Below are 23,405 nucleotides of genomic sequence, written 5' to 3'. Positions count from 1 at the left end.
GATGAGCGGCGATCTGATTTTCTATCATTCTCCCAATACGCGTTCGTCCGCGTGCTCATTCTGCTCGAGGAGCTCGATGCGCCCTACACATTGAAAGACCTCAATATGAAAATTGGGGCGCAGCGTGAGCCCGACTATCTCGCCGTCAATCCGATGGGCAAGGTTCCGGCCATCGTGCACAATGGCGCATTGGTGACCGAGCTCGGCGCGATCTTCATCTATCTCGCAGACGCCTTTCCGCAAAAGAAGCTCGCGCCGCAGATCGGCGATCCGCTGCGCGGGTCTTATCTGCGTTGGCTCGTGTTCTACGGCTCGGCCTTCGAGCCGGCGATCATGGATCGCTTCATGAAGACGAAGCCGCCGCAGCGCACCTGTCCTTATGGCGATTTCGACAGCGTGATGACGCTGATCAACAAGCAGCTTGCGGCGGGGCCCTATCTGCTCGGCGCGCGTTTCTCCGCCGCCGACATTCTCTGGGGGACGGCGCTGCGCTGGACGACGAGCTTCGGCCTCGTGCCGATGACGCCGGAGATTTCCGCTTACATCGAGCGCATCGGATCGCGGCCTTCCGTTATGCGCGTCACAGAGACGGACAAACAGCTTCTGGCGATTCACGAAGCGGCTGCGGCGGCCAAGGGGTGAGGATTATTCCCGACGGGCCGAAGGCCAGCTCGGGAATCCAGAGCCGGAATGAGTCATATGAGATCCGCGCGGTTGGTTCGCTGTCATTCCCGACGCTCGCGCAGCGAGCGATCGGGAATCCAGAGCAACACAAGCTACTATGGCTCTGGATTCCCGGTCGGGCTTTCAGCCCGCCGGGAATGACATTCCTCAACGTGAGCCGTTCAAACGGAAAACGGTATCACCACTCGATCGGCGTCTGGCCAAGCGCGATGAGATATTCATTCGCCTTGGAGAAATGCTTGCAGCCAAAGAAGCCGTTATGCGCCGAGAGCGGCGACGGGTGGGCGCATTCGAGCACAAGATGCTTCTTGCGGTCGATGCCGGCGCCCTTGCGCCGCGCATAAGCGCCCCAGAGCATGAAGACAATTCCCTCGCGCTCCCGCGACAGCGCATGGACGGCGGCGTCGGTGAATTGCTCCCAGCCCTTGTTCTGATGCGATCCGGCCTGCGACGCGCGCACGGTGAGCGTCGCGTTCAGGAGCAGAACGCCTTGTTTCGCCCAGCGTGAAAGGTCGGGATCGCGCGATACAGGATGGCCGAGATCGGCCTCGATTTCCTTGAAGATATTCTGCAGGGAAGGCGGCGGCGCCACGCCGGCGCCCACCGCAAAGCAAAGCCCATTCGCCTGTCCCGGCCCATGATACGGGTCCTGGCCAAGGATGACGACCTTCACCTGGTCAAAAGGACATTCGTCGAAAGCGCGAAAAATCTGCGCCGCCGGCGGATAGACGGAGCAAGAAGCGTATTCGGTCCGAACAAATTCGCGAAGGTCGGTGAAATAGGCCTTCTCGAACTCGGTGGCGAGATGCCTCTTCCAACTTTCATCGATGCGGACGGGCTTGGTCATGGAGCGGCGTGTAGCATGAGCGCCGAGCCCGCGTCAGCTTCGTCATTGCGAGCGCAGCGAAGCAATCCAGGGCAGCGGGCGTGGCTCTGGATTGCTTCGCTGCGCTCGCAATGACGAATGTGATCTCAATCCTGCAATGGCCCCCACGCCGGATCGCTGGCGTAGTTCGGCGTCGGCACCAGCGCTTCCGAGCGGCCGAAGACGTCGACCATGTAAATCTTCGGCCCGCCCGCGCCGCCGCTTTCGCGGAAGAACATCAGGAACAGCCCGTTGGGCGCCCAGGTCGGCCCCTCATTGTGGAAGCCCTCGGTCAGGATGCGCTCGCCCGAGCCGTCGGTCTTCATCACGCCGATGGAGAAATTGCCGCCGTTCTGCTTGGTGAAGGCGATGTAGTCGCCCTTGGGGCTCCACACCGGCGTCGAATAGCGTCCGCCGCCGAAGGAGATGCGCTTGGCCTCGCCGCCATGCGCGCCCATGACGTAGATCTGCTGCGAGCCGCCGCGGTCGCTCTCGAAACAGATGCGCGCGCCGTCCGGCGAATAGGAGGGCGCCGTGTCGATGGCGCTGGTGTCGGTCAGCCGCGTCGTCGTGCGCGAGCGCAGGTCCATCGTATAGAGATTGGTCGACGAGCCCTGCGACAGCGACATGATGATTTTCTGCCCATCGGGCGAGAAGCGCGGCGAGAAGGTCATGCCGGGGAAATTGCCGACGACCTCGCGCTGGCTGTTCTCGATGTTCATCAGGAGAACCTTCGGCTCGCCTTCGTCGTTGAACGCCATATAGGTGACGTCGAGCGAGGAGGGCGAGAAGCGCGGGGTGACGACAAGCTCGTCGCCGCGGGTCAGATAGCGCACATTGGCGCCGTCCTGATCCATCATGGCGAGCCGCTTACGGCGCTTGTCCTTGGGGCCGCTCTCGTCGACGAAGACGATGCGCGTGTCGAAGAAGCCTTTCTCGCCGGTGATGCGGGAGAAAACCGCATCCGAGAGAAGATGCGCGACGCGGCGCAGGTTGGAGGCTTCCGTCACATATTGCTGGCCAGCGACCTGCTCGCCGGTGGTGACGTCGAAGAGGCGAAACTCTGTCTTGAGACGCCCGTCGCCGGCGCGCACCGACCGGCCGGTGAGAACGAATTGCGCGTTGACTGTCTTGTAGACAGCCAGGTCCGGCTGATCGGGCGAGCCGGCCTCGCCGACATTGGCGTCGACCGGCCGCAGGAAGACCGAGCGCTTGAAATTATTGGTCGCGACGGAAGTGATCGTGCGCGCGGCCTCATCGCCGACGAAGGGGGCGACGGCGATATTGGTCGGCTGAAAGCCGCCGCCCTTGAGGTCGATGATGCGGCCGGCGCGCGCGGGCGCGAAAGGCGCAAGAGCGGCGCTGGCGATGAGGCCGGCGGCGGCGCGGCGGGTGATGAGGCGGGTCATTTCGAGGGTCTCATGAGATGTAAAGGGCCCCTCCCACGCTCACGATCGGCAATAGCCGGAATCTTGAAGGAGGCGGCAATTTGCTCCCTCTCCCGCGAAGCGGGGGAGGGCTGGGGAGGGGGCATAATCAGCAGCGACGCGCGCATCAATTCGCATCCTGGAAGCGGATGGTCACTTCATGCAGCGCTTCCTCGTAATAAGGCATGAATTCCGCTGGAATCCGCATCGGGCTGCAGCGGCGCACGGCCTGCACCGCTTGCTCGCCGCGCGCCTGCTCCACCGGATTGGCGGAAGGATTTACGAGGCGCGGGCGGCCTTCCAGCGCCCCCTCGCGCGACAAGTGAAATTCTACGACCGGCGCAAAAGTCGCGCCGCCCAGCGAGAGGCCCGAGGCCCAGCAAGGGTGGTAGTGATCGTGGATGTAAGAGGCGATGCGCGCCTCCATCGACGCCGACATTTTCGCCGCCGCTCCCTCCGGCGCGCCGAGCGACGCGGTCTTGATCTCCTTGCCCGTCGATTCCCGGCGCTGCGGCGCCTCCTTGCTCAGGAGATTGGCGATATTCGCGGCGTCGAATTTCGACTTGGGGGCGTTCTCGTCGCCCGACTTGGGCTTCGCGCCCTTGGCGCTCTTCTCCGCCGTTTCGCCTTCCGCGCTGTTCTGGGGCTTCGTCGGCTTTTCCTCGGCCTTCTTGCTTTGGAGCAGTTTCGCCACTTCGTCCGTCTTCAGCCGCGTTTCCTTCGGCTTTTCGGGCGCGGGCTTAGGCTCCTCCTTGGCTTCCTTCTCGGGCTTGGGGCGCACGGGGGGCTTTGGCTTCACGACCTCGGCGTCCTTGGGCTCCTCGCGCTCCTTCTCCTCGGGCGCGGCGGCCTTCGGCTTGACGGGCGGCGTCGGCTTCGCCTCGACAGGCTTTTCAACAGGCTTGGGCGGCTCGGGCTTTTTCTCGACCGGACGCTCCGGCGGCTCCGGCGTGGGCGGCAGAGCGGCGACGCGTTTCGGGGGCGTCGGCTCGGGCTTGTCGTCGGCGCCGGGGTCGGGCAGGCGCTTCAAGGACGGGGGAGGGGTCGGCACATCCTTCTTGGCTTCCGCAAGCGGCGGATGCGGCTTGGTCTCGCTCTCCTTGGCGACCTTGTCGACGCGCGGCGCGGGCTTTGGATCGTGGGCGGTCTTCTCGCCCTTCGTCACCTGCGTGAGCGCGTCGTCGGTGACGACCTCGACCGGGATCGTCTCCTGGGCGTCCTCGAATTTCCGCGCGTCCGAAAACAAGACAAGCGCCGCCACCAGCAGGCCCGCATGGGCCGCGGAAGAGATGACAACGCCTGGCTCGGAGCGCGAAACTCTCATTCGAGCCTCACTTCTTCTCCTGCTCCGTCACCAGAGCGACTTTCTTGTAGCCCGCCGTGGTGACGAGCGACATGACCTCGGCCACGCGGCCGTAATTCACGGCCTTGGAGCCGCGCACATAGATGCGCTCGTCAAAGCCCTGTTTTGCGGCGTCCTTGAGCTTGTCGAGGAGCTGCGCCACTTCGACCGGCTGATCCATAAGGAATATCTGGCCCTTGTCGTCTATCGCGATGGACACCGGCTTCTGGTCGATATTGAGCTGGCCCGCCTTGGTCTGCGGCAGATCGACGGCGACGCCGGTCGCGAGCAAGGGCGCGGCGACCATGAAGATGATGAGCAGCACCAGCATGACGTCGATGAACGGCGTCATGTTGATTTCGGCCATGGCGCCGTAGCGCGGCACGCCGCGGCGGCGCCTGCCGCCTTTGCGTCCGGGAGCGGAAACCGACGCGCCCATGGGTCAGGCCGCCCGGTCGCGGTTGGCCGCGTGCTGATCGATCTGGCGGGAGAGAATGGCCGAGAATTCATCGGCGAAGCTCTCCATGCGCGCCTGCGCCTTGGCGACGTCGCCCTGCATCTTATTGTAGGCGATGAGCGCCGGAATGGCGGCGAAAAGGCCGATGGCGGTGGCGAGCAACGCTTCCGCAATGCCCGGCGCCACGACGGCGAGGGAGGTGTTCTTGGAGGCGGCAATCGAGCGGAAGGAGGTCATGATGCCCCAGACCGTGCCGAAGAGGCCGACGAAGGGCCCGGCAGACGCGACCGTCGCCAGCACCAGCAGATTGGATTCGAGCTTCTCGACCTCGCGGGCGATGGAGACGTCGAGCACTTTCTCGATGCGCGCCTGCAGGCCCATGAAGCTGGCGCTGGCGCCCGTCTGGAAGGAGCGCTTCCATTCCTTCATCGCCGCGACGAAGAGCGTCGCCATGCCGGTGGTCGGGCGCTCGGAGAGCTTGCCGTAGAGCTCTTCCAGTGAATTGCCGGACCAGAAGCTCTCCTCGAAACGATCCATCGCCCGGCGAAGGCGCGCAAAGAGCAGCGTCTTGTCGATGATGATCGCCCAGCACCAGACCGAGGCGAGGAGCAGGCCCACCATCACGAATTTCACGACGATATGCGCGCCCCAGAACATGCTCCAAATGGTGATGTCGGCGGCGGGGGCGGCGCCGGCGGCTGTCGCGGCGATGTCGGTTGGATTCATGATTTGTCCTTGAAGCGGAATGGCGCGCGCTTGCAGTATCGGCAGCGCCCCTTATTCCCCGCGATTCCGCCCTTTTCTGGGCCGCGGGTGCGGCGCACAACGATACTTATCGCGGAAGAATTAACAAGCGGTAAGGGTTAAAGAACCTTGAAAAATGGGTTCGGCGGCTCGTGGATTCCGCGCGCCTCGTCACGCGCGTGTCACATCATTGCTGAAATGTTTCTTCAGACCAATTCTAACCTTTCGAAGCATCGCCATGAAACTCCCTTTCCTTTCCGCCATCGTCGCCGCTTGCGCACTTTCCGCCAGCGCCGCTTTTTCGCTCGATCTGGAGCTCTCGCCCTATAAGCGTCTGCCGTCGCTTTCGGGAAAGCTGAAGTCGGTCGGCTCCGACACAATGCTCCATGAGATGGAACTCTGGGCCGACGGGTTCAAAACCATTTACCCGGGCGTGCAAATCGAAATCGACGGCAAAGGCTCGAACACTGCGCCGCCGGCGCTGCTGTCCGGCGAGGCGCAGCTTGGCCCCATGTCGCGCCAAATGACAGTCGACGAGATCGACGCCTTCGAGGCGAAATTCGGATACAAGCCCACCGCCGTTTTGGTCGCCGTCGACGCTCTGGCGATCTATGTGCACAAGGATAATCCGATTACTTGCTTCGCCATAGAGGAGGTCGAGCGCATTTTTTCCGCCGATCCCAAAAATGGCGACGGGAAGAGCATTCACACCTGGGGAGAGCTGGGATTGACGGGCGAATGGGCGCGCAAACCCATCACAATGTACAGCCGCAATTCTCTTTCCGGCACGCATAAACTCTTCAAGCAGCAAGCGCTCGGCGGCGCCGATTTCAAGACCACCGTGCATATGGAGCCGGGTTCCGAGGCGGTCGTGAGCGCCGTGTCGGCGGACGCCGCGGCGATCGGCTACTCGGGCATTGGCTACAAGACCAGCGGCGTGCGCGCCGTTCCCGTGGCGCAAAGCCAGGGCAAGAAGTGCTACGACACCTCCTTCGAGAGCGCTTATACGCGCAAATATCCGCTCGCGCGTGGGCTCTATGTTTATTTGATGAAAGACCCAAAGGCGCCGATGGACACGCTCTCTGGCGAATTCGTCAAATATATTCTCTCGAAGGACGGCCAGACGCAGGCCAAGCGCGGGGGCTATTATCCGATAACGCGCAATATTCGCGAACACGAGCTGACGCGTTTGGGCCTTCTCGTTTCGGCGGAGTGATACTGATCCGCTTTAATTGGTTCGCTGTCCCCGCCGTCATTGCGAGGAGGCAGAGCCGACGAAGCAATCCAGGGCCGCATCGCTGCCCTGGATTGCTTCGCTTCGCTCGCAATGACGGGCTCTGAGTAAAGCCAGCGCTTTTGTGGGCTCTGGATTCCGGTCAGCTCGCCGGGACGGATTCAAGCCAAATTCGAGCCGCTCAAACGGAAAATGCGACAGCTCAGCGGGCGAGCACGCTTTCGAATTTCGCTCTTACGTCCGGCGGCAAGCGTTTGGCGCGGCCGCTCTCGACGCAGACGACTTTGACGATCGCCGTCGCCAGCGTTTCCACGCCACGAAGCACGCGCTGTTCCAGCGACAGCGAGGCGCCGCCGAGTTCGAGCACGCGCGTTTCGACCGACAGTGCGTCGTCCATCACCGCCGGCCGCAGGAATTCGAGCTGCATCGCCCGCACCACGAAGAATGTCGGCGCTTCCGCGCCGCCTTCGAGCAGGGGGCGTTGATCAATGCCGATCGACCGCAAAAGCTCCGTGCGCCCGCGCTCCATGAAGCGGATATAGGAGGCGTGATAGACGAGGCCGGAGGCGTCGGTGTCTTCCCAATAGACGCGGACGGGGAGGGTATGGGGAATCATTTATCGAGCTGCGCCTCAATATCCATGCGGCCGTCGAGCACACGCAAGATCATGAGCTCGGCTTCGCTGATACGATAGAGGATGACATAATTACGGGAAACGAAGCTTCGCGCGCCAATCCCGAACTCTGGCCGCTCTCGTCCCAACCGCGGGTTGTCTGCAAGCATGCTGAATTTCTGATCTATCTCGATGATAATTCGCTTGGCCGCGTATGGGTTGAGGCCGGCAAAATAGCGGTAAATGCGCTCGAGATCGTCCCGGGCGGCGGCCGACCTCCTGATCTTCATTCGGCGGCGCGCCGCTGTTCATGCATCTCTTTCAAAAATTCATCGAGATTCCATTCGGACACCCGCCCGGCTTCGACGTCGTCCAGCGCCTCCTGGACGAGGGCGCGCATAATGGCGAGCTTTTCAGCCTGCTCTTCGAGAAGGGCGACGGCGCGTTCCTGCATGTCTTCCGGCATGCGGGCGAGGGCGTCGGCGGCGCGTTGGGCGAGCTGGGTCATGCGGGCAATATAGCACGCTTCACCAAAAAGCGCAGGGAGGCGGCCGCGCCACCGCTGGCGCGGCCTGTCGGAATTTTATTCCGCGGGAACGGTCGCCTCTCGCGACGGCTCCTCGGCGGCGCGCTGCGGGAGGCTGCGCCGCAGGCGCCGCCAGGCGAGGACGACCGCGCTCGTCGCGAGCGTCAGGCCGAACAGAACCCAGGTCACGATCCACACCCGACGCGCCAGCGGGTGATGGGCGAACCAGCCGAAATCCCAGTGATGCACGGCGGAATACAGCCAGCGCCAGGCGCGGCGCTTGTCGTCGATCTTCAGCAGCAGACGGCCGTCCTGCGGGTCGAGATAAAGTGCGCCATGCAGCGCGTCGGCAAGATCGATGCGCAGCGCCGGCAGCGGCCGGTCGAAAGCGCCCGCGCCATGGCCAGCGAAATAATAGCTGTCATACTCCTCGATGCGCTCCGCCGCGGCGACCTTCGTCGCGCCGGCGAGGCGCTGCGCGGCGGAGACGAGCGCCGTCTCGTCGAAGCTCGTCTGCGCGCCCGGGATCGGCAGCGCGCGGCGGGCGCCGTCGCGATCGTAGCCAAGCAGCACGGCGTCGTCGCCGAGACGCGACCAGCGCAGTTCCACGATGTCCGCCCCGACGGATTCCTTCGACGGAGCCCACTCCTTCGCGACGCGCGGCAGGTCGCCGCCGCGATAGCGCGCAAGCTCGTCTCGGCTCGGCGTCGCCGAAGAGAAGATGTCGCCCGGATTGGTCGAGAGAAATCCGCTGCCGGCCCATAACAGCGCGAAGACGCCGCCGATGAGCCCGGCCCAGAAGTGATATTTGAACCAGCTCTCGCGATAGGGCTGCGTGCGGCCGCGCGCATAGGTGGGCCGGCCGAAGAAGCCGGGTTTCCATTTCAGCCAGCCGATGACGACGCCGGTCAGCGCCCCGACGAAGGCGAAGAGGCCCGCATAGGTCAGCGCGCTTCGGCGCCATTCTCCGGCGCCGAGGAGATCGAGCGGCCGGAAGAGATGAACCCAGCCGCCGACGTAATAGAGGATGCGCTGCGCGCGGGTCGCCGCCTGCAGCACCTCGCCGCTTTTCGCCGACACGACGACAATCACGCCGTCGTCGGTCGAAAAGCGATGAAAGGGTTTCAGCGCTTCGGCGTTGCGCAGGCCGATAACCATGTCGACCGTATCGAGATAGGCGACGCCCTGCGCCGTGCCTTCCGCGGCGAGCCAGTCATAGGCGATCCGCTGCGCGATCGGGGTCGTGACCTCGATCCGGCTCCCATCCTGCGCAGATAGGGGAACGCGCTTCCCGTCCTCGCTCTCGACGAGCCAGGCCGGCTCCTCGCCGAGACGCAGCAGCCGCGCTTCAGTGACGGCGCCCTTCCATCCGCTTCGTTGCAGCGCCTCGCCGAGCGAGAGCCAACCGGCGGCGGGATCGAGCTTTTGGGCGTGCGCCAGTTGCGCGCTTCGGGAGAGGGCGATCGAGCCGGAATTGGCGATGATCAGGCCTGAGGAGAACCACAGCAGCATGAAGAGGGCGAGCGCGACGCCCACCCAGCGATGAACGAAAAAGAGCAGCCGCATCGGAATATTCCTGTCTTTTCGGTAGATAAACCCTCTCCAGCGCGGACGACGGCGTCCCCGCCAATCGCGGTGGCCTTACGCTTTCTGAAGATTTGACGAGGGCGGGAGCAAGGCCGCGCCATCGGCTGGTTAATAATCTACCTTATGAATAGGAAATCCGTCAATGCCACGGCAGAGGCGCCCCCTCCGGGGAATCCATTTTGTTTCAAAGAGTGCTTGGCGCGGCGTCGAACTTCTCCGGCGCCGCGTCGCGGGGTAAAAATCAATGCGCCGCCGCACCCGTGTTGCTGGGCAGGACCTTGCGGATGCGATTGCCCTCGACCCAGGCGAAGCCAGCGTCGGGATCGGCGCACTCGATTTCCTGCTCGATGATGAGCTTGTCGCAGAGCATCACGCAAATCGCCTCGATCGGCGCGGAGGTGTCATTTTCCTCGGTCATGCGGTCGATGGAGATTTCGCCCATCTCCTCGTCGTCGACGAGATGCATGATGAAGACTTCCTCATGCCCTGCGACGCCATGCGCATTCACGCGGAAGGTTTCGCCCTTGTATTGGAATTCCTGGATCATTTCCGTCCTGCCTAATTTTTAATCGTCGCCAAATTTGCTCGTCAGTCGAGCAGCGCGGCGAAATTAGCCGGGGTTTCGGTGACGTCAAGGGCTGATTTGTCGCATAGCGAACAGTATTTCGAAATAATTACGATCGAAACTGTATTGGTAATTAGCGACATATTTTCAAGGCACAATGTATTATGAATTTATTTCGTAAGTATAAGTAGTTTGATAAGGTGGCAGTTATTCATGTTTAACGGATTGTTCGATGTCATTCCCGACGCTCGAAAGCGAGCGATCGGGAATCCAGAGAAAAACCGACGCCCTTACGGCTCTGGACTCCCGGTCGGGCTTTCAGCCCGCGGGGAATGACACGCCCCGCCGCGAGCTATTCACCGGAAACGGTACAAGATATTGCTGGCGGCTTGTTTGGCGGCGGCAAGAGACTGGAGCGTGAAATAGTGATTGGCGATCAGAAAGATAGTTGGCTTTTTGAAACACGATGTCAGTTTCTGCCGTCTAATCCTCCTCCCCAAACAATCCGAACTGCCCAGCCGGCCGTGCCGGCTCCGCCAACCCCAAATGCCGGAAGGCGTGCGGCGTGAGCAGCCTTCCGCGCGGGGTGCGCTGCAGGAATCCCTGCTGCAGCAGATAGGGTTCGATAATGTCCTCGATCGCGTCGCGCGGCTCCGACAGAGCCGCGGCGATCGTCTCAATGCCCACTGGGCCGCCGCCGAAGTTCAAGGCGACCATATCGAGATAGCGCCGGTCCATGATGTCGAGCCCGATGGAGTCGACCTCGAGCAGGGAAAGCGAACGGTCGGCGAGCTCGCGGGTGATCGTGGCGGCGTCTTCGACAACCGCGAAGTCGCGCACACGGCGCAGCAGGCGCCCGGCGATGCGCGGCGTGCCGCGCGAGCGGCGCGCGATCTCTCTCGCGCCTTCATCGCTCATGCCGACGCCAATCACCCGCGCGCCGCGCTTGATGATCAGCTCCAATTCCGCCGCCGTATAGAAATTCAGCCGCACTGGAATGCCGAAACGATCGCGCAGCGGCGTCGTCAGCAGGCCGGCGCGGGTCGTAGCGCCGACAAGCGTGAATTTGGCGAGGTCGATCTTCACCGAGCGCGCCGCCGGCCCCTCGCCGATGATGAGGTCGAGCTGGAAATCCTCCATGGCGGGATAGAGGATTTCCTCCACCGCCGGATTGAGCCGGTGGATTTCGTCGATGAAGAGCACGTCGCGCGGCTCGAGATTGGTGAGCTGCGCCGCGAGATCGCCGGCCTTGGCGATGACGGGGCCGGAGGTCGAGCGGAAGTTCACGCCCATCTCGCGCGCCACAATCTGCGCGAGCGTGGTTTTGCCAAGCCCGGGCGGGCCGACCAGCAGCACATGGTCGAGCGCGTCGCCGCGCGTCTTGGCGGCCTCGATGAAGATTTTGAGATTGGCGCGCGCCGCCTCCTGGCCGGTGAAGTCGGCCAGGGTGAGAGGGCGCAGGCTCGAATCCGTATCGTCGTCGCGCTGTTCGGGGGAGACTAAGCGCCGGGGAGGGGTGGTCAAGGATCGCTCCAATGCGCCGGCGCGCGCGCTATGCTATTCTTCGCCAAACGGAGCCGCGCCGTGAATCGCCCGTCCTCGCTGTATGAGTATATGTCCCTCGACGATTTCGAGGAACTTTTGGCCGACAAGCCCGCCGATGAAAAGTGGGAGCTGATCGGCGGCCGGGTCGTGCGCATGATGGTGGGCGCGCGCTGGGAGCATAAGCGCATTATCCAGAACCTTACCGTGGCGATGATGAACGACTTTCGCCGCCGCGGCTCGGATTGCCGGCCGTTCGACGAGACCTTCTGGCTCAAGGAACGATTGCTCGATCTCGCCTGCTTCCCCGACGTCATGGTCCGATGCGGGCCCTTGCCGCCGGACGCGACCTCGGTCGACGATCCCGTCGTGCTTGTCGAGGTCGTCTCCAAAGGCTCGGCCCAGCGCGACCGCTGGGAGAAATGGGGCTTCTATCGGCGATTGCCCTCGCTCCAGCATTATGTGCTGGTCGAGCGGGACTATTTCGCGGTCGATGTCTTCGACCGCGTCGAGGGCGGCTTCTTCGAGCGCCCCAGGCTCGCCGCCGCCTCGGAGATGTTGCGGCTGCCGGCGATCAGCTTCGACATCGCGCTCGAGGACGTTTACCGGGACGTTCTCGCCGCCTGAGCGCATCTGCGTTCGGGTTGTGCGCTGGCAAACGTGTTAGGCGCCTCAGTCCCGCTACCGTGCCTCTCGATGGTTCGTTGAGAACTTGGTTAGGGGGCAAATATGCGTTGCAATATCTCGCGCCTGTTTTTGGCAATGGGCGTCAGCTTGGGGGCCGTGGGACCGGCCCTGGCCGGGACGGGCGAGCTTTTGAGCGGCGACGCTTCCGAGACGGTCGACGCCAATATCGAGCGCGACGGCGGCGCCTTGCTTGGGCCTTTCGTCACGACGTCGGCGAGATGCCGGAAGACGGCGGATTCCGCCGCCTGGATCATCGAGGCGCCCAGATATGGCAGGGCCGCTGTGGTCAAGAAGCGGGGTGAAATCGCCTATGGGGACGAACACCGCTACGCCTATTGTAACGACCGCCCGATTTCAGGGACCATGATCCGCTACCGCCCGGCGCGTGGCTTTGCGGGCGATGATACGTTCGTTTTCACGCTGCGTTTTTCGGATGGCGAGGTGCGGACGAAGCGGGTGAATGTTCACGTGGAGTAGGGCGGGCCCTCATCCGACCCTCGCTGACGCGAGGGCCACCTTCTCCCGTAAACGGGAGAAGGAGAAAAGCTGCAAGATCGTGGATCACTTACCTTTCAACGCGACCCCTTCTCCCGCTCGCGGGAGAAGGTGGCCCTCGCGTTAGCGAGGGTCGGATGAGGGCGCGCCGCTCACGCCTTCGCCAGCTCCTTGAGCCCCTGGCGGATCAGCGCGCCCGTCTCCGCGCCTTCGCCTAAAGCCTTCACGCTCGCGGCGACGGCGGCGGCGGCCTGGGGGCGGGCGTAGCCGAGATTGGCCAGCGCCGAAATGGCGTCGCGCACGGCGGAGGGGGCGCTCGTGTCTTCATCTACGCCGGCGAGCTTCGCCACCACAGGGTCGATAGAGGCGAAGGCCGGCGCCTTATCCTTCAGCTCCGCGACGATACGGGCGGCAAGCTTCGGCCCGACGCCAGAGGCGCGCGCCACCATGGCCTTGTCCTGCGTGGCTATGGCGGAGCCGAGCTCGGACACCGAGAGGATGGAAAGAATCCCGAGCGCGACCTTCGAGCCGACGCCCTGAACCGTCTGCAGCAGTCTGAACCATTCGCGCTCGGCCTCGGCCTCGAAGCCGAAGAGCCTGATCGCATCCTCGCGCACTTGCGTCTCGATCGAGAGCGCCGCCGCCTCGCCGGGACGCGGCAGCTTCTGCAGCGTTCGGCCCGAGCAATGCACGACATAGCCGACGCCATTCACATCGAGGATAACGTAATCTTCGCCATAGCTATCGATGAGGCCCTTGAGCTTGCCGATCATGACGGGCCGATCACAGTTTGCCGCAGCGCATGAAGACTGCGCTTTTGGCGCCGTCGGCCCAGAGGATTTGCAGGCCGGCGGCGTCGAGGACGAGGGTGAAGCTCTCCTTACGCGGCGGGCCCGGCTCCTCGCCCAGACAAGAGCGGGCCGTCACCGCATAGACCGCGCGGCCGCCCTTGTTCTCCGTTTGGTCATAGGAGACGCCCTTGCAGCCGAGGGTCGGCAGAGTGACGGCATCGTCCGTGAGGGTGACGAAATAGTCCTTGGCCTTGCAGGCCGCGCCGTCGAGCGCATAGCGACCGACCGGCGAGTCCTTTCCGGCCGAGGCGGCCAGGGCTGGGCAGGGCAAGACCGTACCCGAGAATACGGCGACGAGCGCCGCGTCGAGGAGACATTTTTTCATCCGATCGCTTTCCTTAGCGCGCGGGCGCCCCGGTGCTGGGCGTGGCATATGGCGACCGCCAGCGCATCGGCGGCGTCTGCGGAGGAGGCCTGGCTCGCCGGCAGCAGCACGCGCACCATCATCTGGACTTGCGCCTTTTCGGCGTGACCGGCGCCGACCACGGTCTTTTTCACGAGATTGGCGGCATATTCGCCGATGACAAGCCCGGCGAGCGCCGGCGCCATCAGCGCTACCCCGCGCGCCTGTCCAAGCTTGAGCGTCGACTGTGGGTCGCGGTTGACGAAGGTCTCCTCCACCGCCGCTTCATCAGGCTGGTAGTCGGCGATGACCCCCATCAGGCCCTCGTGGAGCTGGCGAAGCCGGAGACCCATGTCGAGCGCAGCGTCCGATTTCACGCGCCCGCAAGCGACGAAGGAGAGCCGCGAACCTTGCGACTCGATCACGCCCCAGCCGGTGTTTCTGAGGCCGGGGTCGATGCCGAGAATGCGAATCGGAGGCGAAAGCATATGCGAGGGTAACCGAAACGCCGCCGTTGTGACGAGCGCGGTCTCGCAAGCCTGGGGAGAGCTTAGGTTTCTAAAAAGTGAATGTTCGTCGGAGATTCGCGATGCAAGCCTTGCCCTTTATCAAACAGTTGCGTTCCCGCCTCAAAATCGAGTTCGCCGCGGCTCCCGAATGTTTGGAGCTGGAAAGAACCGAGCGGATGCTCAGCATCTACGAGCAGATCGTCATTCAAAGAGGCTTGCAGAGGAAAGAGATCGGGCCGAAGGCGCTGAAAGCTTTCGAGCATTTGTTCGCGGTCGTCCACGACGCCTATCCGGAAGAGAAGGCCCCGCCGATTCGTCTGAGGGCCCCTGCCGCGGCTCCCGCGACCCGTGTTTCTGCAGCTCCCGTGGTCCGCGCTTCGGCCGCCGCGGCTCCTGCGGCCCGCGCTTCAGCCGCCGCCGCGGCGCCCGTGGCCCGCGCCGCCGCCGCCCCCGCGAGCCGCGCTCCCTCAGCCGCCGCTCCGGGCCCGGCCTCTGCGCCCTTCGCCAGATGGATCAAAGCGGCGGAGGTCGCCTAACCCCGCTACGGCGGAGGCGTCGGCGGCGTTCTACTCCGCCTTCTCCTCCGCCTGCGCCACTGCATCGGCGACGGCGTCGAAAGCGAGCATGGTCGAGCCATGCCGCGCCTTATAGTCCCGCACGGGCTCGAGCAGAGCGAGGTCGGCCCATTTGCCGGTCGGGGGCGGGCCATTTTCTTTCAGCATTTTCCGCAGCGCCTCGCGGGCCTCACGCAACTCTTCCGGCGTCGCGCCGATCACATTGCGGGCCATGATCGAGGCGGAGGCCTGGCCGAGCGCGCAAGCTTTCAGCTCATGCGCATAATCGGTCACCTTGCCGTCTTGCAGGGTGAGGTCGACGGTGATCGTCGAGCCGCAGAGCTTCGAATAGCCTTTGGCGGTGGCGTCCGGATTCGCAAGGCGGCCGAGCCGCGGGATGTTTCCGGCGAGTTCCAGAATGCGGGCGTTGTAGACCTTGTCGAGCATATTGGGCGCGGGCTTCACGGGCGGGGCTTACCTTCGCTCCCGCTGACCTCTATATAGAACACCCGAGGGCTGATGCGAAAGCATAAGTCCCGGCGTAACGCCGAGGCGCCGCAATTTTTGCATGGCTCAGGCGAAGTCTCGAATTCTCGCGGTTTCTCGGGTGAGGGGCGATGATTTGAGGTTAATTTCCCTTGCGTCTTGAGCGCAGGGGGACAGCGTTGCGGGTTTTGCGACGCGATTGTCGAGGAGGCTCCACATGGACGACGTGGTTAAGACCTTTCCAGTTCGCCCCAGCTTTGAAGAAGACCGCAACAGTAAAGTGACCGATTCCACCTCCTCGACCAAGAACCGCGCCGCCGCGCCGCCATCCGAAAAGACCGCGCTCGCCGAAAAGACCACGCTCGAACGCCCCAGCCGCGAGGAGGCCGAGGCCGCCGTGCGGACCCTCCTGCGCTGGGCTGGCGACAATCCCGATCGTGAAGGCCTCCTCGAGACGCCGCGCCGCGTCGTGAAAGCTTACGAGGAGTTCTTCCGGGGCTACGCCGAGAGCCCGGACGAGGTGCTCTCCCGCGTCTTCGAGGAAGTGGAGGGCTATAACGACCTCGTGCTGGTGCGCGATATTCCCTTCACCTCGCATTGCGAGCATCATGTGGTGCCCTTCATCGGCAAGGCGCATATCGCCTATTATCCGACGGGCGGCGTCGTCGGCCTTTCCAAGCTCGCCCGTCTTGTCGACGTCTTCGCCAAGCGCCTGCAGACGCAGGAGGCCATGACCGCGCAGATCGCCGAGGCTATCGAGACGCATCTCGATCCGCGCGGCGTTGCCGTGCTGGTCGAGGCCGAGCATATGTGCATGTCCATGCGCGGCGTGTTGAAGCAGGGCTCCTCCACCGTCACCGTCCAGTTCTCGGGCGTCTTCCAGGACGATCCCGCGCAGCAGGCGCATTTCTACACGCTGCTGCGCGGCGCGCGCTGATGGGCGCGGATAAAGCAGCGCTGGAGGAGGGGAGCGCATTCGCTCCCCGCTTCGACGCGAATGGTCTCATCGTCTGCGTGACGGTCGAGGCGGCGACGCGCGAGATCCTCATGGTCGCCTATATGAATCAGCTCGCGCTCGACAAGACGATCGAGACGGGAATCGCCCATTACTGGTCGCGCTCGCGCAACGCCCTCTGGCGCAAGGGCGACACGTCGGGGCAGGTCCAGCGCGTGGTCTCGTTGTCGGTCGATTGCGATCAGGACGCCATTCAGTTGATGGTCGAGGCGGGCGGCGACGGCAAGGCCTGCCACACGGGCCGCAAGTCGTGCTTTTATCGCAGTCTGTCGAGCGAGGGCGGCGCGCGCCGGCTGATTTTCACGGAGTGAGGCGGTGGGAAAGCGGCATTTCATCTTTGCGATGGCGCTGCCGCTTTTATCCGGCGTCGCACACGGCGACGAATTGCGAAGCGCGCGCGAGGCCGTCGATCGCGCCTTGAAAACGGACGAGGGCGGCGGGCTGGTCGCGCGTCAGTCCGCCTGTCCCCAATCGGTCGACGACGCTTCTGAATACATCACCCGGGTGGAGCTCGCGCCTGTCGGCGACTCTACCGACATCACATTGATCGACAGCGCCATGTGCGGGGGCGGAAACAGACACGGCCAATATCTCGTTGTCACGCGCCGCGGCAAAAGCAATCTCGTTAGGGACACGGAAATTGGCGACATGAGCTTCCTCGGGGAGATCATGCGTGTCGACGGGAACAAGGTCGTCCTGTCCGGCAATCGGTGGCTTCCCGACGATCCGCATTGCTGCCCCTCCCGGCGGGCTGTGCTGGAATATGACGTCGAGACCGGCAAGCACAGCCTCAAGCTCACGTCGAGAAAGCTCGGGAAATGACGGTCCTCGAGCCGTCGACGTCGATCCCCGCCGTTGCATTCGCTGGGGTCAATTGACCAGCGCGAAATATCCCGGCTTCAATGAGGAACGGGGCGAAGGGGCCAGCGTCGGGAGCTTTGCATCCGCAATTTTCGTCACCATCGTGGTCGCCTTCGGCGCATCTATCAGCGATGCGACGCTCGTGCTCCTCGCCTTGCTGATGTCCAGCGCCGCGCATGATCAGTGGACGATGCATCATGTGCTTTCGGCGGTGGTGATTGCGCTCGCCAATAATGTGGACAATCTTGGCGCAAGACTCGCCTATAGCGTTCAAGGGACGAAGGTCAGCGGCGCCGTCAACGCCTGGATTTCCGTTATCACGCTCGTCATCTCGGCGGCGGCGGCCTATTTCGGCCGCTCGATCATTACGCTGGTTGGAGACAAAGTCGCATCGATCATCGCAATGGCGATGTTGAGCGCGCTTGGTTTGTGGATGATTCTCCATGCCCGCCTGCAAAGCTGGCACGAGCGAATTCACGAGGAAAAGACCGCGACGAAGCACGCCGCAATTTTGGTGAAGCCGCATCACGCGGACATCGACGATTCCAAGCACATCGACTTCTTCGAAGGCACAGTGCTGGGCTTCGCCTTGTCGATCAACAATATCGGCGGCGGCCTGACCGCAGGCGTGCTGGGCGTCGATCCGCTGCTGGTGGGCGTTTTGTCGGCGGCGGTCAGCTTCTCGGCGCTTTTCGCTGGAAACTATGTCGCTGATTTCTTCATTCAAAAACGCATATCCGACAAAGCCGCGACGATTGGCGGCGTCGCCTTGATCTTGATCGGGGTGAAGCAGTTGTTTTGATATGCGCGAAAGGCATCGCCTGGGAAAGGAATCGAGTTGGAAGAGATCTTTCCATCAGAGTCGGAGATGATCATGGTTCCGGCGCCCGAGGGCGGCGTGAAGCGCGGCGAGCTTGTCATCATCGGTAAGCTCTGCGGCGTCGCGACGGATGCGGCGGAGCCGGGGCAGGAAGTCGAAATCCTTGTCGAGGGGTGTTTCGACTTTCCGAAGGACCGCGGCGCCATCGCTCTGGGGTCCGCCGTTTATTGGGATACGGTCGCCAAGAAGGCGACGGCTGCGGCGCAAGATCGCCTGCGCGTCGGGGTCGCAATCGGCGCCGCGCCTCCCGAGGCCGAGATCGTGCGCGTGCGTCTCGACGGGTTTATTGCTTAGGGTCCAGACGACATTTTAGGCGACGCGCCAAAGCGCTGTCGCCGCCTCGCGAAAGGCGGCTTCCGCCCGCCCGCAGCAAATATGGCTGGGGGCGCGGCTGAAGGTTAACCTTCTGGCCATTTTCCAGGCGCAGCCTCGCTCCCATATAGAAAATCAAAGTCTTGATCGCGAGACGACTGAGCGGGAAACTACGATGCTATCGTTGCTACGACGCACGGATACCGTCACCAGCGAAGCGCAGGACGCGATGAGCGCAGGAGACTCCAATACCGGGGCGACGACGCCCGCCGTCATCGACGACCTCGACCAATCGCGCGCCCGGCGGCGGGGTCAGCCGCTGATCGGCCTCGCTTTGGGCGCCGGCGCGGCGCGGGGCTGGTCGCATATCGGCGTGCTGCGGGAGCTCGCGGAGCAGGGCATTCACCCCGACATTATCGCCGGCACCTCGATCGGCGCCGTTGTTGGCGGTTGCTACGCGGCCGGCAGGCTCGACGCGATCGAGACTTTCGCACGGTCGCTGACGCGCCGGCGCGTCTTCACGCTGATGGATCTCTCTTTCTCCGGCGCGAGCTTGATCACCGGCGAAAGGCTCAAGGCGGCGCTGGAGCAGGAACTCGATAGTTTCACCATCGAGGAGCTTCCCATTCCCTTCGCCGCCGTGGCGACCGAGGTCGGCACGGGCCATGAGGTCTGGCTCCAGCAGGGGGCGCTCGCTCATGCGATCCGCGCTTCCTATGCGCTACCGGGCATATTCGAGCCGGTGCGCGTCGGCGACCGTTGGCTTTTCGACGGCGCTTTGGTCAATCCGGTGCCGGTGACAGTGTGCCGCGCGCTCGGCGCGGAATTCGTGATTGCGGTCAATGTGACGGCCGACACGATGTATCGCGCCCGCGTCATCCACGATTCTGCGTCGGCGAAAAAGGCGGCGGAGGAGGGGCCTTTCGGCGAGAAGTCCGACTTTTCCTTCGTCGACCGCATTTTGCCGCGTTATTTCGATCGCCAGCGCGGCGATGCGCCCAATGTCGCGACGGCGATGATCGATGCCTTCAATATCATCCAGGACCGCATTCTGCGCTCGCGCCTCGCGGGCGACCCGCCGGACGCGACCATCACGGCGCGGATGGAAGACATCGGCATGTTCGATTTCCATAAGGCGGATCAGCTCATCAATGTCGGCCGCTCCGCCGCCAAGCGGGCGCTGCCCAATATTTTCGCGCATATCCCGATCCCCGGCGCGACCGCCTGAGGCGTCGCGCGCTTCCGTCTGAACAGCTCGCATCGGGCGCGTGTCATTCCCGGCGGGCTGAAATCCCGACCTGGAATCCAGAGCGACAAATTCGCTGGTTTTGCCCAGAGCTTGTCATTGCGCGCGAAGCGAAGCAATCCAGGGCGGCGACGCGGCCCTGGATTGCTTCGTCGTCTCCGCCTCCTCGCAATGACGGCGGTGATTTCCTGAGTGTCCAAACGGCGCGAGCGTCGGCAATGGCGCCGAACCAATCGAGTGGCTTTCAGCCCGCCGGGAATCCAGTTGCTTCAACGAAGGCGCTAAACCGCGGTCACGCCTGCGCGATATATTCGCGCATGGAGCGGTGCTCCTCCTCGATTACCCGGATGCGATATTTCACCACGTCGCCGATCGAGACGAGGCCGCTCAGGAGGCCTTCACGCAGCACCGGCAGGTGACGCCGGCGCTCCAGCGTCATGGTCTGCATGGTGGAGTCGACCGTGTCGTTCTCGAGCGCCGTCACCGGATTGGACTGCATATGGCGCTCGACGGGCGCCTCCAGCGCCTCGGCGCCGAAGGTTGCGATCGCCGAGACGAGATCGCGTTCCGAAATGAGACCGATCACCGCGCCGGCGCCGTCGACGATGACCAGCGCGCCGATGCCGTGGCGCATCAGCTCCTGCGCGACCTCCCGCATCGTCAGACTGGGAGGGGAGGTGACGACGTGGCGGCCTTTTTCGGACAGTATCGTGGCGACGGTCATAGGCTTCTCCTCCTCGGCGCAACCCCTCCCGCGCGCGCTAGCGGCGGCGGCCTGAGAGGGCGCAGATGAGGCCTGGAGGGAAATCCTACCCGCCTCTCCGAGGCCTCGCTCCGAAGCGCCGCGCCCAATGATCGAAGGCTCCGAAGGTCAACAGCCCGAACAGGAAGCCCCCCATGTGCGCTTCCCACGCGATGGGTTCGGAGGACCCCGCCGCCTGTGGGAAGGCGCCAAGCAGGGCGTTGGCTGCGAACCAGACGATGAGAAAAACCATCGCCTGTCTGTTACTCGCCAGCCGCCTCAATGATGCGGTTCGCGCTTCTCTCCCGTCGCCATCCTCTCCCAGCCGCGCGCCGGGGGCGAAAGCGAAACGCACGACTGCCGCCATGGTTCCAGAAATCGCGGCCGAGGCGCCGACGACAGGCGCAGCGTCCATAGAATGCAGCGCGAAATGCATCGCCGCGCCGGCCACAGCGCAGGCGGCGAAGAACGACAGAAAGAGCGCCGCCCCGAACCGCCGGGCCACCGGCGCGCCGAAGGCCGCGAGCGTCAGAGCGTTGATGAGAAGGTGCGTCCAGCCGCCGTGGAGAAAAGCGTAGGAGAGCGGGGTGATATAGACCGTCGGCCCCCCGCTCAACGCCGCCACGATCTGTTCCCGAACAACGGGATCGAGCGCTTCGCCCTGACCCAGCGCAGCGAGCACGGATTTGGGCGCCAGAAGGAAGCTCAACCGCAGAGGGATGAAGGCGAAGGCCTCGTAGAGAGAATAGACCACGTCTCTTGGCGCGACGGCCGCAACAAATTCGATCGCCGCCATCGTCCCCAGGAGCGCGGTAATCACGCCTGGCAGATTGATCATCCGGTTGCTGGGGATCGCCAAATCATCCTCGCATCTGCTCGACTTGATCGGAATCAAGAGATCCACGTCCTATCATAAGACGCGCGAAGAGCCCTATTTGAGGCGTGCAGAGGGAAGGGAAGGCGGGCGAGAGCGGCCCGGTTTGGCGAGAGGGGGGACGCCGGAGCATGCATCCCCCCTCGTGCCGTCTTTTCGCTTGGGGTATTTCAAAAAACAAATCAAATTTCAGTGTCTTACGCCCGGATTGCCTCGGGAGCGGAGCATCTCCCGATCAGTCCTCGGCATGGGGATAAGGTGCCACAGCCTTCGCAGGGCGACAAGGAAAGGATTGAGAAAAGGTTAACGGCGCTGGTCGGTGGCACAGGGGCTGCTCTTGGGTGGCGTGGACGGGCGAAGACGACGGCGCCCGTTTCAAAACGACACAGAAATCCGGATTCGGGGCGGCGCGGCATGAGACATCAGGTCAGCAAGGATTTATTCGCCTATTGGCGCGAACTCAAAGGCGCGCGTTCGGCGCCTGACCGGTCAGACATCGACCCGGGCAAGATCCGCCATATTCTGGCTGACACCTTCATCATAGAAGTCGATGCGGACCGCGCCTTTCCGCTGCGTCTCTCGGGCACGCGGGTCAACGCCCTCTGGCTTCGGGAACAGAAGGGCGGCTCCTTTCTCGATCTTTGGAGCGCCGACGACCGCCAAAGCGTATCTGCGGCGCTTACCACAGTGATCGACGGCGTGGCGCCCGTGGTGGCGGGCGTGAAGACGCGGGCGGAGAACGACGCGCGCCTCGAGCTCGAGCTGCTCCTGCTGCCGCTGCGATACTTCGGGAAAACGCATGCGCGCGTGCTCGGCGCGCTTTCTCCGGTCTATCAGCCCGACTGGCTCGGTTATCTTTCGGCGGGCCCGCTCGAATTGATCTCCATGCGCGTGATCGGCGCGCCGTCTGTCCGCTCGGGCGTTTCATTTCGCAGATCCGAGCCGATGGAAAACGCGCGCCCGCGGCCGCGCCTCGTGGTTTACGATGGCGTGAACCGCGATGTTGATATTCGATTTTAATCGATCGTAAGCAATCCTTAATTGACGCGGCAGTAAGTCTGTGGTGACTTAATGCGGAAGCACGCGCAGACATGGCCGCAATTCAACCCGAACTCAATTATCTTTATGATTTGCGGGAGAACCGGCGCTTTCAGCGGGTTCCCGTCACTTTGTTCGGCCGCTACATGCTCGAATCCCGGCGCGAATATCCGTGCCAGACCGTCGAGATGTCGCCCGGCGACATGACCTTGTTCGCGCCCGTCAAGGCGGAGATCGGTGAGAAGGTCGTGGTCTATCTCGATGAGATCGGCCGTTTTGCCGGCGTCGGGACGCGGCAAACCAACTCCGGTTTCGTCCTGACGATGAATCTGCCGCCGATGAAGCGGGACAAGCTCGCGGACCAGTTGACCTGGTTCGCCAATCGTCACGCGATCAGCCTTCTGGAAGACCGCCGCCACGACCGCATTGTGCCGCTGATGCCGCGCACGCTGCTGCGCCTGCCGGACGGTCAGGAAATCATCGCCAAGATCAAGGATATCTCGCTCTCGGGCGTCGGCATCGAAACCGAGTCGCGCCCGCCGCTCGGCACGAGCGTCATCATCGGCTCGACGCCTGCGAAAATCGTGCGCCATTTCGAAGGCGGCATCGGCGCCGAGTTCGACAAGCCTTTCAATCCCGGCGACATCGACGAAGCGACGCGCCTTTAGGCTTAACGCTAGCCGCCGCCGATCCCCTCGACGATCCGGCCCGTTCCGTCACAGCGCGCGCAGATCTCGTCCAACTGCGCGCCGGTCTCGGGGTCGGTCTTTTTTCCGCTGCCGTGGCATTCGGGGCAGACGTCTTCGCCGGTCCCAGGGGCGCCGGGCGCCGGATCATCTTCAGGGGTACGCTGTCGGGAGGGAGGCTTGGGCTGCATGGCGGGCGCCATTGTTGTTGTCGCCCACCATAGATAGCGCGCTCTGCGG

Annotated in this window: 30 protein-coding genes and 1 pseudogene; 12 read left to right on the top strand and 19 right to left on the bottom strand. The window is 63.5% G+C overall.

Annotated features, from left to right (window positions below):
- The first annotated feature begins 1 nt into the window (after position 1).
- Positions 2 to 642, top strand: a pseudogene (locus tag JJT62_RS06510) (glutathione S-transferase family protein).
- 220 nt (positions 643 to 862) lie between these two features.
- Here JJT62_RS06510 and ung read toward each other — a convergent pair.
- The 5 genes from ung to tolQ form a co-directional block, all read right to left on the bottom strand.
- Positions 863 to 1,531, bottom strand: a complete 669-nt coding sequence (gene ung, locus JJT62_RS06505) for a uracil-DNA glycosylase (protein ID WP_202071890.1) — start codon at positions 1,529 to 1,531, stop codon at positions 863 to 865.
- 125 nt (positions 1,532 to 1,656) lie between these two features.
- Positions 1,657 to 2,958, bottom strand: a complete 1,302-nt coding sequence (gene tolB, locus JJT62_RS06500; protein ID WP_202071889.1) for a Tol-Pal system beta propeller repeat protein TolB — start codon at positions 2,956 to 2,958, stop codon at positions 1,657 to 1,659.
- A gap of 145 nt (positions 2,959 to 3,103) precedes the next feature.
- Complete coding sequence (locus tag JJT62_RS06495) at positions 3,104 to 4,300, bottom strand: cell envelope biogenesis protein TolA (protein ID WP_202071888.1); 1,197 nt, start codon at positions 4,298 to 4,300, stop codon at positions 3,104 to 3,106.
- Between the two features lie 7 nt (positions 4,301 to 4,307).
- Positions 4,308 to 4,757 (bottom strand): biopolymer transporter ExbD, encoded by a 450-nt coding sequence (locus JJT62_RS06490; RefSeq protein WP_202071887.1) that lies wholly within the window; start codon positions 4,755 to 4,757, stop codon positions 4,308 to 4,310.
- A 3-nt stretch (positions 4,758 to 4,760) separates the two neighbouring features.
- Positions 4,761 to 5,501 (bottom strand): protein TolQ, encoded by a 741-nt coding sequence (gene tolQ, locus JJT62_RS06485; RefSeq protein ID WP_202071886.1) that lies wholly within the window; start codon positions 5,499 to 5,501, stop codon positions 4,761 to 4,763.
- Between the two features lie 256 nt (positions 5,502 to 5,757).
- Here tolQ and JJT62_RS06480 point away from each other — a divergent pair, with 256 nt between their 5' ends.
- Positions 5,758 to 6,735, top strand: coding sequence for a PstS family phosphate ABC transporter substrate-binding protein (locus tag JJT62_RS06480; RefSeq protein WP_246744747.1), 978 nt, complete (start codon positions 5,758 to 5,760; stop codon positions 6,733 to 6,735).
- A 220-nt stretch (positions 6,736 to 6,955) separates the two neighbouring features.
- Here JJT62_RS06480 and ybgC read toward each other — a convergent pair whose 3' ends face one another.
- The 6 genes from ybgC to ruvB form a co-directional block, all read right to left on the bottom strand.
- On the bottom strand, positions 6,956 to 7,369 hold the full coding sequence (ybgC, locus tag JJT62_RS06475; protein WP_202071884.1) for a tol-pal system-associated acyl-CoA thioesterase: 414 nt from the start codon (positions 7,367 to 7,369) through the stop codon (positions 6,956 to 6,958).
- Positions 7,366 to 7,656, bottom strand: a complete 291-nt coding sequence (locus JJT62_RS06470) for a type II toxin-antitoxin system RelE/ParE family toxin (protein WP_202071883.1) — start codon at positions 7,654 to 7,656, stop codon at positions 7,366 to 7,368. The genes ybgC and JJT62_RS06470 overlap by 4 nt, the downstream gene beginning before the upstream one ends.
- Positions 7,653 to 7,874 carry a hypothetical protein gene (locus tag JJT62_RS06465; protein ID WP_202071882.1) on the bottom strand — a complete coding sequence of 74 codons (222 nt, stop codon included), beginning with the start codon at positions 7,872 to 7,874 and terminating at the stop codon, positions 7,653 to 7,655. The genes JJT62_RS06470 and JJT62_RS06465 overlap by 4 nt, the downstream gene beginning before the upstream one ends.
- A gap of 75 nt (positions 7,875 to 7,949) precedes the next feature.
- Positions 7,950 to 9,458, bottom strand: coding sequence for a PepSY domain-containing protein (locus JJT62_RS06460; RefSeq protein WP_202071881.1), 1,509 nt, complete (start codon positions 9,456 to 9,458; stop codon positions 7,950 to 7,952).
- A 262-nt stretch (positions 9,459 to 9,720) separates the two neighbouring features.
- A complete protein-coding gene (locus JJT62_RS06455) occupies positions 9,721 to 10,026 on the bottom strand; it encodes a hypothetical protein (RefSeq protein WP_202071880.1) in 306 nt (101 codons plus the stop codon).
- A gap of 501 nt (positions 10,027 to 10,527) precedes the next feature.
- Complete coding sequence (ruvB, locus tag JJT62_RS06450; protein WP_246744746.1) at positions 10,528 to 11,568, bottom strand: Holliday junction branch migration DNA helicase RuvB; 1,041 nt, start codon at positions 11,566 to 11,568, stop codon at positions 10,528 to 10,530.
- Positions 11,569 to 11,628: 60 nt separating this feature from the next.
- Between ruvB and JJT62_RS06445 the strand changes: the two genes are divergently transcribed.
- Positions 11,629 to 12,213: a Uma2 family endonuclease gene (locus tag JJT62_RS06445; RefSeq protein ID WP_370568494.1), complete on the top strand. Its 585-nt coding sequence runs from the start codon at positions 11,629 to 11,631 to the stop codon at positions 12,211 to 12,213.
- Between the two features lie 102 nt (positions 12,214 to 12,315).
- Positions 12,316 to 12,750, top strand: coding sequence for a hypothetical protein (locus tag JJT62_RS06440; RefSeq protein WP_202071878.1), 435 nt, complete (start codon positions 12,316 to 12,318; stop codon positions 12,748 to 12,750).
- Positions 12,751 to 12,920: 170 nt separating this feature from the next.
- On the opposite strand, the gene ruvA is transcribed toward JJT62_RS06440, so the two are convergent.
- The 5 genes from ruvA to JJT62_RS06415 form a co-directional block, all read right to left on the bottom strand.
- Positions 12,921 to 13,541, bottom strand: coding sequence for a Holliday junction branch migration protein RuvA (gene ruvA / locus JJT62_RS06435; RefSeq protein ID WP_202071877.1), 621 nt, complete (start codon positions 13,539 to 13,541; stop codon positions 12,921 to 12,923).
- 10 nt (positions 13,542 to 13,551) lie between these two features.
- Positions 13,552 to 13,944: a hypothetical protein gene (locus tag JJT62_RS06430; RefSeq protein WP_202071876.1), complete on the bottom strand. Its 393-nt coding sequence runs from the start codon at positions 13,942 to 13,944 to the stop codon at positions 13,552 to 13,554.
- Entirely contained in the window at positions 13,941 to 14,450 is a 510-nt protein-coding gene (ruvC, locus tag JJT62_RS06425) for a crossover junction endodeoxyribonuclease RuvC (protein ID WP_202071875.1), read from the bottom strand. Before ruvC ends, JJT62_RS06430 begins: the two co-directional genes overlap by 4 nt.
- A gap of 62 nt (positions 14,451 to 14,512) precedes the next feature.
- Positions 14,513 to 14,752, bottom strand: coding sequence for a hypothetical protein (locus JJT62_RS06420; protein ID WP_202071874.1), 240 nt, complete (start codon positions 14,750 to 14,752; stop codon positions 14,513 to 14,515).
- Between the two features lie 285 nt (positions 14,753 to 15,037).
- Positions 15,038 to 15,472, bottom strand: a complete 435-nt coding sequence (locus JJT62_RS06415; RefSeq protein WP_202072035.1) for an iron-sulfur cluster assembly scaffold protein — start codon at positions 15,470 to 15,472, stop codon at positions 15,038 to 15,040.
- A 256-nt stretch (positions 15,473 to 15,728) separates the two neighbouring features.
- On the opposite strand from JJT62_RS06415, the gene folE reads away from it, so the two are divergent.
- The 6 genes from folE to JJT62_RS06385 all read left to right on the top strand — a co-directional run bounded on the left by folE (position 15,729) and on the right by JJT62_RS06385 (position 19,807).
- Complete coding sequence (gene folE, locus JJT62_RS06410; RefSeq protein ID WP_202071873.1) at positions 15,729 to 16,448, top strand: GTP cyclohydrolase I FolE; 720 nt, start codon at positions 15,729 to 15,731, stop codon at positions 16,446 to 16,448.
- Positions 16,448 to 16,837: a phosphoribosyl-AMP cyclohydrolase gene (gene hisI / locus JJT62_RS06405; protein WP_202071872.1), complete on the top strand. Its 390-nt coding sequence runs from the start codon at positions 16,448 to 16,450 to the stop codon at positions 16,835 to 16,837. The genes folE and hisI overlap by 1 nt, the downstream gene beginning before the upstream one ends.
- Before the next feature lie 4 nt (positions 16,838 to 16,841).
- Complete coding sequence (locus JJT62_RS06400) at positions 16,842 to 17,348, top strand: hypothetical protein (RefSeq protein WP_202071871.1); 507 nt, start codon at positions 16,842 to 16,844, stop codon at positions 17,346 to 17,348.
- Positions 17,349 to 17,400: 52 nt separating this feature from the next.
- Entirely contained in the window at positions 17,401 to 18,189 is a 789-nt protein-coding gene (locus JJT62_RS06395; RefSeq protein ID WP_202071870.1) for a manganese efflux pump, read from the top strand.
- Between the two features lie 72 nt (positions 18,190 to 18,261).
- Positions 18,262 to 18,561, top strand: a complete 300-nt coding sequence (locus JJT62_RS06390; protein WP_202071869.1) for a DUF2190 family protein — start codon at positions 18,262 to 18,264, stop codon at positions 18,559 to 18,561.
- Between the two features lie 193 nt (positions 18,562 to 18,754).
- Positions 18,755 to 19,807, top strand: a complete 1,053-nt coding sequence (locus JJT62_RS06385; RefSeq protein WP_246744745.1) for a patatin-like phospholipase family protein — start codon at positions 18,755 to 18,757, stop codon at positions 19,805 to 19,807.
- 310 nt (positions 19,808 to 20,117) lie between these two features.
- Here JJT62_RS06385 and JJT62_RS06380 read toward each other — a convergent pair whose 3' ends face one another.
- A complete protein-coding gene (locus JJT62_RS06380; protein ID WP_202071868.1) occupies positions 20,118 to 20,549 on the bottom strand; it encodes a CBS domain-containing protein in 432 nt (143 codons plus the stop codon).
- An 85-nt stretch (positions 20,550 to 20,634) separates the two neighbouring features.
- On the bottom strand, positions 20,635 to 21,471 hold the full coding sequence (locus JJT62_RS06375) for a rhomboid family intramembrane serine protease (protein ID WP_283482064.1): 837 nt from the start codon (positions 21,469 to 21,471) through the stop codon (positions 20,635 to 20,637).
- Between the two features lie 384 nt (positions 21,472 to 21,855).
- On the opposite strand from JJT62_RS06375, the gene JJT62_RS06370 reads away from it, so the two are divergent.
- Complete coding sequence (locus JJT62_RS06370; protein WP_202071867.1) at positions 21,856 to 22,461, top strand: PAS domain-containing protein; 606 nt, start codon at positions 21,856 to 21,858, stop codon at positions 22,459 to 22,461.
- Between the two features lie 71 nt (positions 22,462 to 22,532).
- The gene (locus JJT62_RS06365; protein WP_202071866.1) at positions 22,533 to 23,147 is read left to right on the top strand and encodes a PilZ domain-containing protein; all 615 of its coding nucleotides are present in this window, start codon (positions 22,533 to 22,535) and stop codon (positions 23,145 to 23,147) included.
- 8 nt (positions 23,148 to 23,155) lie between these two features.
- Here JJT62_RS06365 and JJT62_RS06360 read toward each other — a convergent pair whose 3' ends face one another.
- Positions 23,156 to 23,356 carry a hypothetical protein gene (locus JJT62_RS06360; protein ID WP_202071865.1) on the bottom strand — a complete coding sequence of 67 codons (201 nt, stop codon included), beginning with the start codon at positions 23,354 to 23,356 and terminating at the stop codon, positions 23,156 to 23,158.
- Positions 23,357 to 23,405: the final 49 nt, after the last annotated feature.

The sequence above is a fragment of the Methylocystis sp. Sn-Cys genome (assembly GCF_016745395.1).
In the GTDB taxonomy this organism is placed as follows: Bacteria; Pseudomonadota; Alphaproteobacteria; order Rhizobiales; family Beijerinckiaceae; genus Methylocystis; species Methylocystis iwaonis.
This window is presented reverse-complemented; position numbering and strand designations above follow the sequence as displayed.

Coding starts and splice junctions, on each gene's coding strand:
- ung (WP_202071890.1), bottom strand. CDS start 1,531: ATGACCAAGCCCGTCCGCATCGATGAAAGTTGGAAGAGGCATCTCGCC.
- tolB (WP_202071889.1), bottom strand. CDS start 2,958: ATGACCCGCCTCATCACCCGCCGCGCCGCCGCCGGCCTCATCGCCAGC.
- JJT62_RS06495 (WP_202071888.1), bottom strand. CDS start 4,300: ATGAGAGTTTCGCGCTCCGAGCCAGGCGTTGTCATCTCTTCCGCGGCC.
- JJT62_RS06490 (WP_202071887.1), bottom strand. CDS start 4,757: ATGGGCGCGTCGGTTTCCGCTCCCGGACGCAAAGGCGGCAGGCGCCGC.
- tolQ (WP_202071886.1), bottom strand. CDS start 5,501: ATGAATCCAACCGACATCGCCGCGACAGCCGCCGGCGCCGCCCCCGCC.
- JJT62_RS06480 (WP_246744747.1), top strand. CDS start 5,758: ATGAAACTCCCTTTCCTTTCCGCCATCGTCGCCGCTTGCGCACTTTCC.
- ybgC (WP_202071884.1), bottom strand. CDS start 7,369: ATGATTCCCCATACCCTCCCCGTCCGCGTCTATTGGGAAGACACCGAC.
- JJT62_RS06470 (WP_202071883.1), bottom strand. CDS start 7,656: ATGAAGATCAGGAGGTCGGCCGCCGCCCGGGACGATCTCGAGCGCATT.
- JJT62_RS06465 (WP_202071882.1), bottom strand. CDS start 7,874: ATGACCCAGCTCGCCCAACGCGCCGCCGACGCCCTCGCCCGCATGCCG.
- JJT62_RS06460 (WP_202071881.1), bottom strand. CDS start 9,458: ATGCGGCTGCTCTTTTTCGTTCATCGCTGGGTGGGCGTCGCGCTCGCC.
- JJT62_RS06455 (WP_202071880.1), bottom strand. CDS start 10,026: ATGATCCAGGAATTCCAATACAAGGGCGAAACCTTCCGCGTGAATGCG.
- JJT62_RS06440 (WP_202071878.1), top strand. CDS start 12,316: ATGCGTTGCAATATCTCGCGCCTGTTTTTGGCAATGGGCGTCAGCTTG.
- ruvA (WP_202071877.1), bottom strand. CDS start 13,541: ATGATCGGCAAGCTCAAGGGCCTCATCGATAGCTATGGCGAAGATTAC.
- JJT62_RS06430 (WP_202071876.1), bottom strand. CDS start 13,944: ATGAAAAAATGTCTCCTCGACGCGGCGCTCGTCGCCGTATTCTCGGGT.
- ruvC (WP_202071875.1), bottom strand. CDS start 14,450: ATGCTTTCGCCTCCGATTCGCATTCTCGGCATCGACCCCGGCCTCAGA.
- JJT62_RS06415 (WP_202072035.1), bottom strand. CDS start 15,472: ATGCTCGACAAGGTCTACAACGCCCGCATTCTGGAACTCGCCGGAAAC.
- folE (WP_202071873.1), top strand. CDS start 15,729: ATGGACGACGTGGTTAAGACCTTTCCAGTTCGCCCCAGCTTTGAAGAA.
- hisI (WP_202071872.1), top strand. CDS start 16,448: ATGGGCGCGGATAAAGCAGCGCTGGAGGAGGGGAGCGCATTCGCTCCC.
- JJT62_RS06390 (WP_202071869.1), top strand. CDS start 18,262: ATGGTTCCGGCGCCCGAGGGCGGCGTGAAGCGCGGCGAGCTTGTCATC.
- JJT62_RS06385 (WP_246744745.1), top strand. CDS start 18,755: ATGCTATCGTTGCTACGACGCACGGATACCGTCACCAGCGAAGCGCAG.
- JJT62_RS06380 (WP_202071868.1), bottom strand. CDS start 20,549: ATGACCGTCGCCACGATACTGTCCGAAAAAGGCCGCCACGTCGTCACC.
- JJT62_RS06370 (WP_202071867.1), top strand. CDS start 21,856: ATGAGACATCAGGTCAGCAAGGATTTATTCGCCTATTGGCGCGAACTC.
- JJT62_RS06365 (WP_202071866.1), top strand. CDS start 22,533: ATGGCCGCAATTCAACCCGAACTCAATTATCTTTATGATTTGCGGGAG.
- JJT62_RS06360 (WP_202071865.1), bottom strand. CDS start 23,356: ATGCAGCCCAAGCCTCCCTCCCGACAGCGTACCCCTGAAGATGATCCG.